At 48.0% G+C, this 16,786-nt stretch carries 13 protein-coding genes; 8 read left to right on the top strand and 5 right to left on the bottom strand.

The genetic code is table 11. The features are described 5' to 3' along the window. Positions 1–90 precede the first annotated feature (90 nt). Positions 91–1,575: a DNA repair protein RadA gene (radA, locus tag ACQ4M5_RS05785; protein ID WP_430674664.1), complete on the bottom strand. Its 1,485-nt coding sequence runs from the start codon at positions 1,573–1,575 to the stop codon at positions 91–93. Between the two features lie 175 nt (positions 1,576–1,750). Here radA and rpaB point away from each other — a divergent pair, with 175 nt between their 5' ends. Continuing rightward, complete coding sequence (rpaB, locus tag ACQ4M5_RS05780) at positions 1,751–2,482, top strand: response regulator transcription factor RpaB (RefSeq protein ID WP_058997053.1); 732 nt, start codon at positions 1,751–1,753, stop codon at positions 2,480–2,482. Between the two features lie 243 nt (positions 2,483–2,725). Here the strand turns inward: rpaB and ACQ4M5_RS05775 are convergent, their stop codons facing one another. The 3 genes from ACQ4M5_RS05775 to ACQ4M5_RS05765 all read right to left on the bottom strand — a co-directional run bounded on the left by ACQ4M5_RS05775 (position 2,726) and on the right by ACQ4M5_RS05765 (position 5,827). Further along, a complete protein-coding gene (locus ACQ4M5_RS05775; protein WP_430674663.1) occupies positions 2,726–3,943 on the bottom strand; it encodes a glycoside hydrolase family 5 protein in 1,218 nt (405 codons plus the stop codon). Between the two features lie 109 nt (positions 3,944–4,052). Continuing rightward, on the bottom strand, positions 4,053–4,817 hold the full coding sequence (locus tag ACQ4M5_RS05770; RefSeq protein WP_430674662.1) for a TIGR03943 family putative permease subunit: 765 nt from the start codon (positions 4,815–4,817) through the stop codon (positions 4,053–4,055). A 2-nt stretch (positions 4,818–4,819) separates the two neighbouring features. Next, positions 4,820–5,827 carry a permease gene (locus tag ACQ4M5_RS05765; protein ID WP_430674661.1) on the bottom strand — a complete coding sequence of 336 codons (1,008 nt, stop codon included), beginning with the start codon at positions 5,825–5,827 and terminating at the stop codon, positions 4,820–4,822. Positions 5,828–6,355: 528 nt separating this feature from the next. On the opposite strand from ACQ4M5_RS05765, the gene cruF reads away from it, so the two are divergent. The 7 genes from cruF to ACQ4M5_RS05730 all read left to right on the top strand — a co-directional run bounded on the left by cruF (position 6,356) and on the right by ACQ4M5_RS05730 (position 15,620). Further along, complete coding sequence (gene cruF, locus ACQ4M5_RS05760) at positions 6,356–7,279, top strand: gamma-carotene 1'-hydroxylase CruF (protein WP_430674660.1); 924 nt, start codon at positions 6,356–6,358, stop codon at positions 7,277–7,279. A gap of 75 nt (positions 7,280–7,354) precedes the next feature. Then, entirely contained in the window at positions 7,355–8,569 is a 1,215-nt protein-coding gene (cruG, locus tag ACQ4M5_RS05755; RefSeq protein ID WP_430674658.1) for a 2'-O-glycosyltransferase CruG, read from the top strand. Continuing rightward, complete coding sequence (locus ACQ4M5_RS05750) at positions 8,559–9,338, top strand: ZIP family metal transporter (protein ID WP_430674657.1); 780 nt, start codon at positions 8,559–8,561, stop codon at positions 9,336–9,338. The genes cruG and ACQ4M5_RS05750 overlap by 11 nt, the downstream gene beginning before the upstream one ends. Positions 9,339–9,483: 145 nt before the next feature. Beyond that, a complete protein-coding gene (locus ACQ4M5_RS05745) occupies positions 9,484–9,774 on the top strand; it encodes a photosystem I reaction center subunit IV (RefSeq protein ID WP_430674656.1) in 291 nt (96 codons plus the stop codon). Positions 9,775–10,216: 442 nt separating this feature from the next. After that, positions 10,217–13,360, top strand: coding sequence for a PAS domain-containing protein (locus ACQ4M5_RS05740; protein WP_430674655.1), 3,144 nt, complete (start codon positions 10,217–10,219; stop codon positions 13,358–13,360). A gap of 21 nt (positions 13,361–13,381) precedes the next feature. After that, entirely contained in the window at positions 13,382–14,218 is an 837-nt protein-coding gene (locus ACQ4M5_RS05735) for a DNA-formamidopyrimidine glycosylase (RefSeq protein ID WP_430674654.1), read from the top strand. A 70-nt stretch (positions 14,219–14,288) separates the two neighbouring features. Further along, positions 14,289–15,620, top strand: a complete 1,332-nt coding sequence (locus ACQ4M5_RS05730; RefSeq protein WP_430674653.1) for an acetamidase/formamidase family protein — start codon at positions 14,289–14,291, stop codon at positions 15,618–15,620. Between the two features lie 110 nt (positions 15,621–15,730). Here the strand turns inward: ACQ4M5_RS05730 and ACQ4M5_RS05725 are convergent, their stop codons facing one another. Then, positions 15,731–16,738, bottom strand: coding sequence for an isochorismatase (locus ACQ4M5_RS05725; protein WP_430674652.1), 1,008 nt, complete (start codon positions 16,736–16,738; stop codon positions 15,731–15,733). Between the last annotated feature and the right edge of the window lie 48 nt (positions 16,739–16,786).

Below are 16,786 nucleotides of genomic sequence, written 5' to 3'. Positions count from 1 at the left end.
CTCTAGCTAAATTTTAGTCTGATATGGAAAAAGCAGCCTCCAAACAAATCGCTTCAGAGACTGCATACAGCTTTTAACTCACGATCGCACTTATTCCTCTTCGTGTTCTTCGGTCGGTCTTGCTCGACTTCCTGCCAGCGCCACACTAATCGCATCTAACACTCGTGCAACTGGAATCACTTCCATTCCCACATCACCGTAACTCGCACCTTTAGGCACGATCGCTTTCTTAAACCCAAGTTTCGCCGCTTCTTTCAATCGCAATTCGGTTTGAGAAACAGGTCGAACTTGTCCACCTAAACCGACTTCTCCGATCAGGACGGTGTAAGGATCAACGATACGATCGCGAAAACTCGCCGCCACCGCCACCGCGACTCCTAAATCCGCCGCAGGTTCACCCACACTCAAGCCACCTGATGACGCGACATAGGCATCGAGCTTTGATAACGGAATTCCGACTCGTTTCTCTAGCACTGCCAGAATTTGTAAAAGTCGGTTGTGCTCGATTCCAGTTGTCGATCGACGTGGCGAACTGTAACTGGTTGCGCTTACCAAGGCTTGCAATTCAACCACAATCGGACGAGTTCCCTCACAAGCGACGATCGTTGCTGTTCCCGAAGATGCTTCTTCTCGGCTGCCTAAGAACAGTTCTGACGGGTTGAGAACTTCTTGCAAACCTTGATCGACCATCTCAAATACGCCGATCTCGTGAGTTGCACCGAAACGGTTTTTTACCGATCGTAATAATCGATGGCTGGCGAATCGATCGCCTTCAAAATACAGCACCGTATCGACCAAGTGTTCGAGCACTTTTGGACCAGCGATCGCGCCTTCTTTGGTGACGTGCCCGACAATGAACAGCGTAATATTCTGCCGTTTCGCCACTTGCATCAGAACCGAAGTACATTCTCGCACCTGTGAAACCGATCCAGGAGCCGAAGTGAGTGCACTGTAATACAACGCCTGAATACTATCGATAATTGCGACTCTGGGCTTGAGCGCTTCCAACTCAGTCAAAATCGTATCCAGATCAATCTCTGGCAACAGATGAAGACTGCCCTCTTCTTCAGAGTGCTCTAAGAGTTCCGTTTCCTCGGTGTTCGCCTGCTTTCCGACTCCGAGCCGCTGTGCCCGTAACTTTACCTGTCGTCCTGATTCTTCCGCACACACATACAGCGTTCGATATCGAGTCGCCAACCGATTCGCGGTCTGGAGCAGCAGCGTTGATTTACCAATCCCTGGATCGCCCCCAATCAGAACGAGTGATCCGGGTACGATTCCGCCACCCAAAACGCGATCGAGTTCTACATATCCCGAAGCTAACCGATCTTGAGCTTGATCCGAAATCTCGTTCAATTTCATTGACGCGATCGGTCTTGCAGGAGCATCCGAAGTTCGGCTTTTTGTACCGCGTAACCGTGTGACCTGAGCCATAGCAGCAGCGGGGGGTGTAGCCGGACGCGACACTTGTTCTTCCAGGGAATTCCACGTCGAACAAGACGGACAGCGACCGAAATGTTGAGAAAATTCCGCCCCGCACTCATTACAAACAAACGTCGATCGTACTTTGGGCATTCGCAAAAATTAAGAAATAAGTTGTCTGTTAACTTTCGTAAAGCTTAAGAAAGCCTGAAGCTCAGCCATAATCAGGTTTTGGTAGCCTGAGAATTAAAAAGTGAGCTACTATCTCCATAATAAAAGTTGAAAAAATTAACGACTACGGATTTGACTTCAAGGAGCATTACAAATCGTGGAAAGTCATAAAGAAAAGATTCTGGTTGTTGACGATGAAGCCAGCATTCGCCGCATTCTAGAAACTCGTCTCTCAATGATCGGGTACGATGTGGTGACAGCAGCAGACGGTGAAGAAGCCCTCGACACTTTCCGCAATGCCGATCCAGATCTGGTGGTTCTTGATGTGATGATGCCGAAACTCGATGGTTACGGAGTTTGTCAAGAACTTCGCAAAGAGTCGGATGTGCCGATTATTATGCTGACGGCGCTGGGCGATGTTGCCGATCGTATCACTGGACTCGAACTCGGAGCCGATGATTATGTCGTGAAACCGTTCTCTCCGAAAGAACTCGAAGCACGAATTCGATCGGTTCTGCGCCGCGTTGATAAAACGGGTGTGACCGGAATTCCAAGCTCTGGTGTGATTCACATCAACAGTATCCGCATCGATACGAATAAGCGCCAAGTCTATAAAGGCGACGAGCGGATTCGGTTGACTGGAATGGAATTTAGCTTGCTCGAATTGTTGGTGAGTCGATCGGGAGAGCCATTTTCTCGATCGGAGATTCTTCAAGAAGTGTGGGGCTACACTCCGGAGCGTCATGTGGATACTCGCGTGGTAGATGTTCACATTTCCCGACTCCGCGCCAAACTTGAAGATGATCCAAGCAATCCAGAATTGATTCTCACGGCTCGTGGAACGGGCTATCTGTTCCAGCGCATTCTCGAACCGGGTGAAGTGGAATAAGCTTGCGGATGTCATTAGAGTAGATCGATCATTTTGCAATTGCCAGTGGCATAAATCGATCGTCTTGCGAATGCCCTCCGAATAGAATTCGGGGCTATACAAACGAAGTCCGCCCTAATCCGAATAGAATTCGGGGCTATACAAACGAAGTCCGCCCTAAGCGGACTAATTTTGGTTGATGGCTGTTAGTGTAACTGCGTACACTTTGTCTGTCTAGCCGCGAATTCATTCGCCAGGTTTCCTCTACCGCGTTGCCTGCATGGTCTGAGCGGGTAACAACTGATTGAGCAATTCTTGTTTAGGTTGGTCAATTGCAATCCAATCATCCAGCAAAATTCCTCCAGTATCACCGCTGTTGGGATTCCAACTCCAGTAGGCAAATCCCAACTGATTCTCGCTGAGATACTGAACGAATCGACGCTGCCAACGTCCTTCATTAGAGTTTTCATCGACCTGCCGCCCACCAAATTCCCCGACAAAAATCGGCGCAATCTTTTGTCGTGCGATGTAGAAGAAGCCTTTTTCCCAACGAGTGCTGAGATTTCGCGGAAAGTCGATCGCGCTAAACCAAGGCTGATTATAGACACCTTGCCCATATTCGTGCGGGGAGTAAACGACGCGATTTTTGATCGACAATCTCACTGGAAACCGCTTCACACCTTCAAGATTTCCACCCATCCAATGCCGTTTCAGTTGTTGACCTGGCACATTCGATTCAACCCCTTCAACAACGATCAACCAGTTCGGATTTATTTTTAAGATCGCTTCTCCTGCGCGTTCTGCTGCAAGTCTCCAATCGGTTGCTCGATCGCCTGTTCCCCAACTCGCCCGTCCATGCGGCTCGTTCTTCAAATCGGCTCCGATCACATTCGGCTGATTTTTGTATCGTTCCGCCAACATCGTCCAGGTTCCGATCCAGTCTTCCTCAGTAAATCCATCGCCATACCAAAGTTCAGGGATTCGCTGATTGTTCAATCGATGATTATCAAGCAGAATCATTAATCCTTGCCGTCCCGCTTCTTGGATCACGGCATCCATGACCTCGATCGGCTTTTTTCCCTGCAATTCTCGATTACTGCCAATCTCGAAATTCACGCCGCTGATTTCATTGCCTCGAAGCGCTTGAACCGAATAGGGCAACCGAATTACGTTGTATCCCAGACTTTTGATCTGAGAGAGCATTTCTTTGTAATCTCTTGCCCAAAGTCCATGTGGAGCTTGAGTTTCCGTCTCCATTCCAAACCAATTTACGCCCCGTAATAAGATCGATCGCTGTTTTGCATCGATGATATCTGCTCCACGAGTCGAGAGCGGCGGCTGGATTTCCATTTTTTGAGCGATCGGTAATTGAGCGGGAGAAATCGTACTTAGAAAAGTCACACTCGCGATCGACAACAGAAATACAAGGTAAAACGTCGATCGCTGGAGAATCTGGCGGATGCGGGAATAGAGTCTCATCATAGAAGCAGCAGGGGTATCGTCTTACCATACTCTTCCAGCCCTGACGGGCGACTCAGACAAAAGTGGCAATTTTTCGCGATCGATGCCAATATCTCACGAACTCTTCACATTAGTAGTCGTAAGGATTCTTCGGCTCTGGAATCGGCTTCAGTGAATTCGCCTGAACCACTAATTGTCGCTTCCCTGCCAGCGTTTCCGTGATCATTTGCCCTTCGACTTCCAGCCAAGAATCGACCTTGTAATCGGCTCTCGTTCCCTGAGTTAATTTCACAGGCAGTCTCACCGGGTACACATCCGCTGCACAGCACGTAATTACAAACCGAGTCAGCAAGAAGTACTGTTCTGGAATTTCTGGAGTGACGACTACGAATCCTTGCAATTTCGCCTTTTGTCCGGTGTACGCATCGGGTTCCGGATACACCTGAAGCGTCCGAATCCAATCAATCAAACTCTTATCTTCAGTCCGAGCCGAAGCGCGAAACGTCTGCGGTCTAACTCGTGTCAGCGTAATCGAATCATTCACGCCTCGATCGATAGCGGTCTGACTTGCAAATGGACGCGGCGTAATGACTAAACCTGCGATCGCGACTACCAGCAATAAAGCACTGCTCCATCCAGGTGGAAACAGCGTAATGTGCGGCAAATCGCTTGTGACAGGTCGCGCATTTCGACTCGCTTTCCAAATCCAAAAGCCTTTGATGCCGCTAATAATCAGCAATACGAACCCTGCCGCGATCGTCAAAATCTTGTAGTTCGGATGGATCAGCAAAAAGAGTTCATTCGTCAGCCAAAACTTCAGAATAACCAATCCCCAAGCTGTCATTGCTAACAGATCCAGCCACGGAGATACAACACGCCAAGGAATTCTAGACATTATCAACTGATATACAAATTCACGAACAAACAGAACAAGAACGTTAATAGACCTGCCAATCCGAAGATGTACAGAATCGCTCTCCATTTAAACACCGACAACATCAATCCCACACCTTTGAGATCGATCATCGGACCAAACACGAGAAACGCGATTAATGACCCGCTTGTGAAAGTCGATGCAAATGACAGCGCGAAAAATGAATCAACAGTAGAACAAATCGAAACGACTGCTGCCAGTAGCAACATCGCCAAAATCGAGGTGACATTATCCTGACCTAAGCCAAGAATCACTTCTCTTGGAACAAAGACTTGGAGAATTGCCGCGATCGCACTTCCCATCACCAAGACTCCGCCCAATTCCCGTGTTTCCTGAATCGTGTTTTCGAGCAACATTCTCAGCCGATAATCAATCGGTTTCGTAATGACTCCACCCATTGCGGCTTGAAGCTCGATCGGGTCAGTAATCAGCGGTTTTGTCGATTGTCCGAGAAAGTAAGTTCCCGACTGTAGTAACGGAGAAGCCGAAGATTTGGGCGCTTCCTGTTTGCGAGAAAGATAGGCAGAAACACTGTTTTGAACCAACGGGCGGACATCTTTCTGAACGCTAAACACCCAGCCAATAATCGTTGCAATCACCAGCGAAAAGCCGATGCGAAAAAACACAATTTCGGGCTGATCACGAAACGCTGTCCAGGTCGCCCAAAATACGATCGGATTAATCGTCGGAGCCGCTAATAAAAAGCCGATCGCCACCGAAGTAGGCGCACCTTGCAGCATCAATCGACGTGCAACCGGGACATTTCCGCATTCACACACCGGAAACAGAAACCCGATACAACTCCCGACAAACGCACCGAGGAACGCATTCTTGGGCAAAATTGCCACTAGCTTTCGTTCATCGACAAAAAATTGCAGCAAGCCAGAGAACAACACCCCAAGGAGCAAAAAGGGCATTGCCTCGACCATCAAACTCATAAAGAGCGTGAACGCACTGTTAATCTGAGCCATTCAGTCCGATTGTGACGAGATTGAGGGGATCATAGCAGGGAAGCGGAAACGGTGAAAATGAATGGTCAAAAGAAAAATCGGAAGTCTCTTGATCTTCCACCCTAAGATAGAGCTATTCAGGAAAATTTGGCTCGATCGGGCTGTTTTAGAGGGCGTTTGAGAAGTATGGAAAGCGGCTTTGCTGCGTTGCCAGTCCGCCCGGAAATGAATCTCCGGGCTAATGGAGGAAACCCCGCTGAAGCGGGCTAGGAGCGCAATTCGGAGTTCTTAGCCCAGTTTAGTGGGCTTCCCCGATCAGCCCGGAGATTTATTTCCGGGCGGGTGAATGCGATCAACGACTACTTCTCAAACACCATTTGATATCGGAGTAAAAAATGATATCGGAGTAAAAAATGATATCGAAGTAAAAAACGGCAATTTTCGCGTAAATCTTAAAAAAGCATCGTTGAAAACGCCAGAATGACCCTCAAGATTTGTAAACTGTATAGTCAGGCAAAAATTGAGTGCCATATTTTCTGAGGAAACGGTATGAAGCATCTGGTTACTGTGGAGCGCCTGTGTTTGACGGGACATTCTTTGGCGCTGGCTTTTGGATTAGCAGGATTATTGCTGGTGCTGCCTAATCCAGAATTTATCGCGGCTCTTCCCACGATCGGGCAAACTGCATTCGGCTGGAGCATGGCAAATGGTGGGGTGGGGTATATTCTTTTGGGCGCAATCACGGTGGCTCTTTATGCTTACCGCACGCTCGGAATAAGGCACTGGCTCACGTTTATGTTGCCTGCGGTGATTTTGTCTTTGGGGAGTGAACTGCTCGGAACGAGTACGGGCTTCCCATTCGGGGCTTATGGATATTTGAGCGGATTGGGCTATAAGATCGCAGGTCTTGTGCCGTTTACGATTCCGCTGTCGTGGTTTTATGTGGGGTTGTGCTGTTATGTGCTGGCACGAACCGGATTGGAAAGTTTGAAGTTGCCAGTTTGGGCGCGGTTAATGGGTGCGATCGCGCTGGGATCAGTTCTTTTGACGGCTTGGGATTTCGTTCTCGATCCGGCGATGAGTCAGGCTCCATACCCGTTCTGGGAGTTTGGTGAAGTGGGTGAGTTCTTTGGAATGCCGTATCGGAACGTAAGTGGCTGGCTCGGAACTGGAGCGCTGTTTATGTTTGTGGCTTCGTTGTTCTGGGGAAGCAAGCCGTTAAATCTGACTCGCGCTCAGTTGACAGTGCCTTTGGTGGTTTATCTGATTAACTTTGCGTTTGGGGCGATTATCACGGTGACGGAATTGGATGCGCGGTATTTGATTCCGACTTGCATGAGCGTTGTGTTGGGTGTTGTGCCAGCGATCGGACTTTGGTGGATGAGCAAATCCAGTCAAGGGATGGAGTCTTCTTTGTCCGGTTCGGTTGCGCGCGATGTTCCTACCGTTTCGGTCGGGATTTCTCAGAAATAAGAGAGTAGGGGCGATCGAGTATCGATCGCCCCTTTTTGATCAATCACACAAGGGGTTAGAGGCTTGACGAACTTCATGACGAGTTGCCTGGGGTTAATCGATTCCCAGGCTTTTGCATTTCAGGATATCTTTTTCTTTGGGTTGCTGGTTATTCAGATTCCAGCAGCGGCAATTTTACTATCACGATTGCTTAAAGGTGCGGTGCGTCGTCCTCCCCTTCAGCCTCAGTTGCCCAAGACTGCGTTCTTTGGGGCGGTGAGTGTGGTTGTTCCAACGTTGAATGAAGCCGATCGCATTTCTCCGTGTCTTGAAGGGCTAACTCGCCAAACCTATGAGGTGCGGGAAATTACGATCGTGGATAGTCGATCGACGGATAAAACCCCGGAACTCGTCAAAGCTGCACAAGAGACTGATCCAAGATTTCGATTGATGAATGATGATCCGCTGCCTTCAGATTGGGTCGGTCGTCCGTGGGCATTGCATAACGGATTTCTAGCCAGTTCTCCAGATAGCGAGTGGATTCTGGGAATGGATGCCGATACGATTCCGCATCCGAGTTTAGTCTGTAGCTTGCTCGAAACTGCGACGACTGAAGGCTATGACTTGATCACGCTATCACCGAGATTTATTCTCAAATATCCGGGCGAATTTTGGCTTCAGCCTGCTTTATTGATGACTCTGGTGTATCGATTTGGAGCAGCGGGAGAAATCGGAAGTTCGGCGGAACGAGTAATGGCGAATGGGCAATGTTTCTTTTGTCGTCGATCGATACTCGAAAAAGTTGGCGGATATACGAGCGCGAAAGGCTCATTCTGTGATGATGTCACTTTGGTTCGCAATATTGCCGCGACGGGTGCGAAAGTCGGATTTCTCGACGGGGCGAACATTCTCAAAGTCAGAATGTACGAAGGCATGGCGGAAACTTGGAATGAATGGGGTCGATCGCTTGATCTTAAAGATGCAGCTACTTCTGCTCAAGTTTGGGGCGATTTGATATTTTTGATCTTGGTGCAAGCGTTACCGTTACCGTTGCTGATTTTTAGCGCTTGGATTGTTGGATTTGGAAATACCACGTTACCTGCACTGATCGCACTGGGATTGAATGGTGCATTGGTGGCGATGCGAATTGGATTGAATGCAGCGGTATTGCAATCCTACGATCGCTCTTCTGCAAAAGGCGCTTGGCTGTTCTGGTTCTCGCCGTTAGCTGATCCGGCGGCAGTGTTCCGGATTTTCTTATCGTCTACTCGAAAGCCGAAAAGCTGGCGAGGTCGAACTTATGGCGGATAATGTCACGCTGTTAGGCTTGGCGGGTAGTTTAGTTGCGGGATTGGCGACTGGAGCAGGCGCACTCCCGATCTTTTTCATCAAAGAAATTACGCCGCAAACTCAAGGAGCGCTGCTTGGATTTGGAGCAGGTGTGATGTTGGCGGCAACTTCTTTTTCTCTAGTGATTCCAGGGATTGAAGCGGCGGAGAAACTGACACAAAATCAGCTTTCGGCTGCGTCGATCGTGGTTCTTGGTATTCTGCTCGGTGGCGCGTTTCTTTGGCTTGCAAACCGCTATTTTCCGCACGAACATTTCATCAAAGGCGCAGAAGGATCGAATGCAAGTCGATTGCGGCAAGTGTGGCTGTTTGTGATTGCGATTACGCTGCACAATTTTCCTGAAGGCTTGGCGGTTGGAGTTGGATTCGGGGGTGGCGATGTTGCAAATGGGATTGCTCTGACTGTTGGAATTGGATTGCAGAATTTTCCAGAAGGATTGGTCGTCGCGATCGCACTTTTAGCCCAGGGATATCGCAGACGGAATGTGTTTGGAGTGGCACTATTGACGGGACTTGCAGAACCGATCGGCGGCGTAATTGGAGCAGGAGTCGTTTCAGTTGCATCGATCGTACTTCCTTGGGGAATGGCATTTGCGGCGGGAGCGATGCTGTTTGTAATTAGCGATGAAATTATCCCAGAGTCGCACAGCTTGGGAACTGAAAAGCAAGCAACTCTGGGAGTGATGATTGGATTTGTGTTGATGCTGTTTTTGGATGTGACCTTGGGCTGATTTATTTCAGAATGTTTCAACTCGTAACAGCGATCGCATTCCGGTTCAACTCCCGTAGTAAATTGGGGAAAATTGACGCGGCATCATCTGTCTTTTGCATCGATCCGGGTTCGTTAATTTTCAGAACAAAAGGAAGAGAACAATCATGGTTCAACGTGGTTCAAAAGTTCGCATTCTGCGGAAAGAGTCCTACTGGTATCGTGATGTCGGTACGGTTGCCTCGATCGACCAAAGCGGCATCAAATATCCGGTGATTGTGCGGTTTGAGAAGGTCAACTACACGGGCTACAGCGGTCAATCGGGCGGTGTCAACACCAACAACTTCTCATTGAGCGAACTCGAAGAAGTTGAGCCACCCGCGAAGAAAGCGGCGGCGGCTCCTGCGGCTGGTGCAAAACCTGCGGCGAAACCTGCGGCAAAGAAAGCAGAAGAATAAAATCTCTGCGATAATTAGAGTAGAGCCAGTCCTTTTCTTCTGTTGGGACTGGCTCGATTTTTTTAGGTCTGGGGTGTTAGGTGTTGGAGATTGGACATTGATCAAATATAGCGATCCTATTTGAGTCGTAAACATTAGAAAGAGTGGGGGGTAGGGAGTAGGGAGTAAGAAATCAAAACGGGAGCAACACCCCACTCCCCACTCCCCACTTCTTCACAATCCTCCCTACTTCACAACTCACTCAGGATTGCTATAGATTGATAGGATGAAGAAACACTGATTTCTAGAGCATTGTTTCTGGCGGAAACTAAGTTAAAAGTGCTTTTCGCTCAGACACAGCGCCCCATCAAATTTCACTGAAAAAAATGATTTGCTCTCGCAACGGCAGCAACGTACATTTCCTTCAGTCGTTCCCAAGCTAGATATAACGTAAATTTAACAAATGCAGCGATCGACTATTGTTTTGATCCTCGATTCGGATTCTGCTGATCAAGAAAGTTATCGACAGGATTTGACTCAGAACTTTAATCACTCATACAAGATTTTGGCATCGGAATCCGGTGAAGTTGGGCTAGAGTATTGCCTCAACTGCTCTCCCGACGTGGTGCTGCTGAATGTTTCGCTGGCTGATATGGATGCGATCGCATTTCTCGATCGATTACAAGCACAACAAGATCAGATGCCTGCGATCATTCTTCTAGCGGAATCAAATGCAGCATTGCCTCAAGTCGTGCAGGCGATGAAACGGGGCGCTCAGGATTGTTTGATTAAAGAAGAACTTTGTCCTGAACTATTGCGATCGACAATCGATCAAGCGCTAGTTTCGAGGCAATCTGATCCAGCCGTTGAACAACTGAATCGAGAATTAAGCGCAACGGTGACTGAACTGCAAACTCTGATTGAACTTGCACCTGTTGGAATTGGGATTGCGATCGATCCGAGTTGCGCTCAGATGCGACACAATGTTTACCTGCGACAAATGCTAGAAGTCAGTCCTGGTCGCAATATTTCAAAAAGTGCCCCAGATGGAGAACAGCCCGCTTTTCGGGTGATGCGGAACGGACAAGAGCTTGCGGCTGAAGATTTACCGATGCAGCTTGCAGCCCGCTTAGGCGTAGAGGTGCGAGATACGGAATTTGAGATTGTGCAGCCGAATGGAACGGTGCGCCATCTTTTGTCTTATGCGGCTCCGATTCGGAACCCTCAGCATGAAATTACAGGGTCGATCGGAGCTTTTCTCGATATTACGGAACGTCGAGAGATTGAAGCGCGGTTACAAGAGAGCGAGGAACGTCTGAGATTAGCTTTGGAAGCAACGGGGCTAGGGATTTGGGATTGGGATGTCCAACACGATCGAGTCACGTGGGCAGGCGATAATGAGCGTCTCTTTGGATTGGTTCCGGGCGATTTTGATGGAACGTATGAAGCCTATCTGAATTGTGTTCATCCAGACGATCGAGAGACTGTAAAGCAGTGTGTAACTGAGGCACTGAACGAGAAGCGCGGATATACCCAAGAGTTTCGAGTCGTGTATCCCGATGGAACGATTCATTGGTTGAGAACTCAAAGCAAGTTATTTCTGGATGCTGATGGTAATCCGGTGCGGTTGATTGGGACGAATCAAGATATTACCGATGCTAAATATAGTGAAATTGCGCTGCAAGAAAGCGAACGGCAGTACAAAACGCTTGCGAATTCGATTCATCAAATTATTTGGGTGACAGATGGTAAGGGTGAAGCTCAGTTCGCGAACGATCGCTGGCGGGATTACTGCGGCATCACCTTTTTAGAAGCGGCTGAGGATTGGGAAACAGTCGTGCATCCCGGCGATCGAGAACTGTGTCGCACAAAGTGGGAAATTGCAAAGCGCGATCGTATTCCCTATCTCGTCGAATTTCGCTTCCGTCGATTCGATGGAGAGTACCGTTGGCATCTGACACATGGGGTTCCGACGATTGATGCGACTGGACAAGTCGAGCAATGGATTGCAACTATTACCGATATTCACGATCGTAAATTGGCAGAAACGGCTTTAACCGAAAGTGAAGCGCGGTATCGGGCTTTGGCAGATCTGATTCCTCAGTTTGTCTGGGTCACCAATTCTGATGGACAAAACGAGTATGCCAATCGGCAGTTTTGTGAATACACCGGGAAAACTGAAGCCGAATTGTCGAAGCTGGATTGGTTGGAAATTATTCATCCTGACGATCGCACTTCCACGCAGGAACGCTGGATGTCAGCGGTGCGCGATGGCGAATTTTATGAGATCGAATATCGCTTCCGTCGTTTTGATGGGGTATATCGCTGGTTTTTGGGACAGGGACAACCACTGAGAAACAAGCAGGGTCGGATTGTTCGATGGTTTGGGACTTGTACGGATATTCACGACCAAAAACAGATTGAAATCGAACGCGCTCAACTATTGGCAGAAGCTCAAACTGCACGATCGGAAGCGGAAGCAGCGAGTCGAATGAAAGACGAGTTTTTAGCGATCGTATCTCATGAATTGCGTTCTCCGCTGAATGCAATGTTAGGTTGGACGAAATTAATTCGAGCCGGAAAACTAAACGAATCGATGCAGGAAAAAGCAATCCAGGTGATCGAGCGGAATGCTGAAGCTCAAACACAATTGATCGAAGATTTGCTCGATATTTCTCGAATCATTCGCGGGAAAGTGCGGCTGAATTTGAGATCGGTGGATTTAGTACAAGTGATTGAAGCTGCGATCGACACGGTTCGACCAAGTGCGGATATCAAACAAATTGATCTCGAATCACGAATAGAAACGGATAGCGCAATCGTATCCGGTGATCTCGATCGACTGCAACAGGTGGTTTGGAATTTGCTGACCAATGCAGTGAAGTTCACACCCGAATCAGGAATCGTCAAAGTTGAACTATCGCAAACCGATTCTCATGCTCAAATTCGCGTGATTGATACTGGGAAAGGAATTAGTTCGGACTTTTTGCCGTATGTCTTTGATCGCTTCCGTCAAGCGGAGAATGTGACGACTCGAACTACGGGCGGATTAGGATTAGGACTGGCGATCGTTCGCAACTTAGTCGAAATGCACAATGGAACAGTGCGAGTCGAAAGTTTGGGAGAAGGGAAAGGTTCAACGTTTATCGTGGAGCTTCCGTTGCTTAAGAACAATCCTGCTCGATCGGGCATTCGGGACTTAACACTGTCGATCGACAATGATGTTTCACTTGATGGTGTGCGCGTTTTAGTCGTAGATGATGAGTTAGACACCCGCGAATTTTTAGTCACGGCTCTAGAGATTTCTGGAGCAACCGTCACCGCTGCGGCATCTAGTCGTGAAGCCATTCAGCAAATCGAGCAATCGCCGCCAACGGTGTTAATTAGCGATATTGGAATGCCGAATGAAGACGGATATGCGCTGATTCAAAAGGTTCGATCACTCTCTCCCGATCGAGGTGGAACTATTCCAGCGGTTGCTTTGACAGCGTTTGCTCGACAGGAAGATCGGATTGCTGCGATCGAGTCGGGATTTCAGATGCACCTCTCGAAGCCGATTGAACCTGATCGTTTAATTGCTGCGGTGAAGTCTTTAACGCGACAATAGAGTTTTAAGGATCAAGTTGCTGTGCCTGAACTGCCTGAAGTCGAAACCGTCCGATTAGGTCTAAATCAAGTGACATTAAATCAGCCGATCGTCGGTGGTGAAGTGTTACTCGATCGTACTGTTGCTTATCCAAGTGCCGATCAATTTATTCTTAGTTTGAAAGGATTGTCGATCGCCGAATGGCAGCGATACGGAAAGTATCTTTTAGCGAAACTCGATCCGATCGGCTGGCTCGGTGTGCATTTGCGAATGACCGGACAGCTTTTATGGATGAAACAATCCGAAGCGTTGCAGAAACATACGCGAGTTAGATTGTTTTTTAATCACGATCGAGAACTTCGATTCGTTGATCAACGCACATTTGGACAGATGTGGCACGTTGTGGGCGATGTTGATCCGAAAACGATCATTACAGGCTTACAGCGATTGGGACATGAACCATTTTCGGAAGATTTCTCAGATCTCTATTTCTATGAGCAATTGAAGAACCGCAAACGCCCGATTAAGAATGCTTTGCTGGATCAAGCTTTAGTTGCAGGGATTGGAAATATCTATGCAGATGAAGCATTGTTTTTAACTGGGATTCATCCTGAAACACTGTGTACGGAATTATCGATCGAGCAAACTTCCAAACTCCGAAAAAATGTAATCCGAGTTTTAAAAGATAGTATTGCTGCACGAGGCACGAGTTTTAGTGATTTTCGGGATGTATCGGGGGTGAATGGTAACTATGGCGGGATTGCTTGGGTGTATGGGCGAGATGGCGATCAGTGTCGAACTTGTGAGACAACCATTGAGCGGATCAAATTAGCAGGTCGATCGGCGCACTACTGTCCGAACTGCCAACCTCAAAAATAGTAACGCTTGTCACATTTCAGAACGAATCCGTAAGAAATAATAAATTCCGTTCTGATCCGTAATTTTCCGTATGTCTAAGCGTCGAGATTTTCTTATTGGTAGTGCTGCGAGTGCTGCTGCTGTCTCTATGTTTTCTAAAGCGAATGCCCAAGACAATCAACCGACTAAGCGTCCTGAGATCAATGCTCTACGCCAAGGTTTTGTCGGTCAATATCAAGGCGGCGTGTATCTATTGCCTGCAACCGATGAAACCGTTCAATGGGGTTGGTTTAACAATGCAGAACCGCCTCGCGCTCGGATTAAATCGGGTGATACCGTCGTTATGGAAACGATGATGGCATCACTGAATCAGGTTTTGCCGGGATTATCGATCGAACAAATTACCAAACTTCGGACTGATTTCCCCGGTCGAGGTCCGCATTCCGTCACAGGTCCCATCTTCGTTGAAGGTGCAATGCCCGGTGATGTGCTGAAGATTCGCATCAATCGAATTGTTCCCCGCAGCTATGGCGCGAATTGGAACCTTCCTGGCAGTCTGAAGCTCGGACAGTTCCCAGACAAGTTCGCTGAAGCGCAGGTGAAGCATTTCTATCTCGATCTCGGTCGAGGTGTAACAGAGTTCTTGCCGGGAATTGAACTTCCGGTGCGTCCGTTCCCTGGAATTATTGGAGTAGCACGAGCAGAAAGCGGTCAGTATAGTACCGTTCCACCGGGAGCTTATGGCGGTAACTTAGACTGTCGCGAATTGGTGCAGGGAACCACGATTTATTTACCTGTGTTTGTTGATGGTGCTTTGTTGTGGTCGGGTGATTCTCACATCGCACAAGGGAATGGAGAGATTAACTTAACTGCGATCGAGGGTGCGTTTAGTGAATTGAATTTAACCGTCGAAGTTTTGAAGAAAACGCCACTCACGTTCCCGCGCATTGAAACGCCGACGCATTGGATTACGATGGGATACGATCGGGATATGAACAAAGCGGTCGATATGCTCGTTGAGCAGACAGTTAAGTTTGTCTCTGACTGGAAGCGGATTTCCAGCAAAGAAGCTCAACAGTTCATGAATGACTACGGGGATTGTCGAGTCGCTGAAATCGTCAATCAGTTGAAAGGCGTTTATTGTATGTTGCCAAAGAAAGCCAGCCCGAAACTTCCTGCAAATCCAACTCAGGACACTCGCGATAGTTATGTCACGGTTGCCACTGATGCAGATGTGCAGAAGGCGATGAATGCGGCTTCACTGCAAATGATCGAGCGAGTTTCGCAACTGAAGAAACTATCGATGTTAGATAGTTATTCTCTGGCGAGTTTGGCGATGGATGCACGACTCGGACGCATTGAACCGGGTGCGAGAACAATTCATAGTCTGATGCCTCGATCGGTTTGGGTGAAGAAAGCTTAACAGGACGTTAGGGATCTGCCACTTAATAAAATCCCGCCGTTCATTGCACTGCCCCGCCCCGAATTCATTCCGGGGCGAGACTGAATTGCACAGAAATCATCGAATTTGCGTTATAACCAATCGGAAATCGCATCCGTCGATTTCACTAAGTGCATTCCAGCTTCAGCAAATCGAGCAAATGCTCGATCGGCTTGTTCGGTGTAATCGACTACGCCCGGAACGACAACCGGAGAAGTGCAATCTTCGAGCAGGTAAACTTTCTGAGTCAGGCTAGAGTCATAGGCTTGAATTTCTGTGAGCAAATCATCGATCGTCCAAGCGACACAATGACTTTTTGCCTGACCTGCAATCACGACTGCATCAAATTTAAGCAACTTATCAATCAATTGACTGTTTTTCTGTGCTAACAGTTCGCCGCCAACAGTCGTCAAAACTTCAGGACTTAACACCGAATAGTTTTCAGTCAGTGGATGACTTCCTTTGATTTCAAAGCTGGTCTGACTCTTACGCGCAATACAGTGAAAGAACATCGCTTCTTCGACAGCAGACACGATCGCATGACCAATTCCACCTAACATCGAGTGATAGGGCCACACTGTTAATGGATACTTCCCTTCGTCGGTTAGCTGCTTGGTATAGTGCAGTGCATGATTGTTCAGCGTGTCATAGTCCGTTTTCAGACTAGCTGCAACGGCTGGATTGACGCGCCATTCGCCTTTCTGAACTGCCTCATAAGGAATCAACGTCGCAGCGGGAACTGGATGCTCTCCAGCTTCATTAATCCAAAAGATCGGATGAAAAATCTGCATTGCGGTGTGAGTATCCATCGTTGGCGCAATTTCAGTAATGCTGCCTAAATTGCGATAGATAAACTCACACAATCGAATGTTATCTTCAACGGCTCCCGTTCCCGATCGACCACCCACAAATAATTCAAAATCGGGAATACAGAACGTATTCTGCACATCGATCGCTAAAAGACAAACTCGAACTCGATCGGTATTGGCAGGCAGAATTCTATGCTGTTTCGCCCATTGTTCTGCTTCTACTGCTCGTTCTTGATAAGGAACCCGCCAAACAGAACCGACAGAAGCACGATCGAAGAATTCAGGAATCATACGTTAGGCTCAACTCATCTTCTTCGATCGTAGAAGCATTTTTCAAAA

Origin of the sequence: Leptolyngbya sp. AN10, assembly GCF_050565645.1 — a bacterium.
Lineage (GTDB): Bacteria > Cyanobacteriota > Cyanobacteriia > Leptolyngbyales > Leptolyngbyaceae > Leptolyngbya.
The sequence above is the reverse complement of the archived record's forward strand: the minus strand, read 5'-3'. Positions and strand labels throughout refer to the sequence as shown.

Bases quoted from the DNA above. Each gene is read 5' to 3' on its own strand.
- radA (WP_430674664.1), bottom strand. From the start codon at position 1,575: ATGCCCAAAGTACGATCGACGTTTGTTTGTAATGAGTGCGGGGCGGAA.
- ACQ4M5_RS05775 (WP_430674663.1), bottom strand. From the start codon at position 3,943: ATGATGAGACTCTATTCCCGCATCCGCCAGATTCTCCAGCGATCGACG.
- ACQ4M5_RS05770 (WP_430674662.1), bottom strand. From the start codon at position 4,817: ATGTCTAGAATTCCTTGGCGTGTTGTATCTCCGTGGCTGGATCTGTTA.
- ACQ4M5_RS05765 (WP_430674661.1), bottom strand. From the start codon at position 5,827: ATGGCTCAGATTAACAGTGCGTTCACGCTCTTTATGAGTTTGATGGTC.
- cruF (WP_430674660.1), top strand. From the start codon at position 6,356: ATGAAGCATCTGGTTACTGTGGAGCGCCTGTGTTTGACGGGACATTCT.
- cruG (WP_430674658.1), top strand. From the start codon at position 7,355: ATGACGAGTTGCCTGGGGTTAATCGATTCCCAGGCTTTTGCATTTCAG.
- ACQ4M5_RS05750 (WP_430674657.1), top strand. From the start codon at position 8,559: ATGGCGGATAATGTCACGCTGTTAGGCTTGGCGGGTAGTTTAGTTGCG.
- ACQ4M5_RS05745 (WP_430674656.1), top strand. From the start codon at position 9,484: ATGGTTCAACGTGGTTCAAAAGTTCGCATTCTGCGGAAAGAGTCCTAC.
- ACQ4M5_RS05740 (WP_430674655.1), top strand. From the start codon at position 10,217: ATGCAGCGATCGACTATTGTTTTGATCCTCGATTCGGATTCTGCTGAT.
- ACQ4M5_RS05730 (WP_430674653.1), top strand. From the start codon at position 14,289: ATGTCTAAGCGTCGAGATTTTCTTATTGGTAGTGCTGCGAGTGCTGCT.
- ACQ4M5_RS05725 (WP_430674652.1), bottom strand. From the start codon at position 16,738: ATGATTCCTGAATTCTTCGATCGTGCTTCTGTCGGTTCTGTTTGGCGG.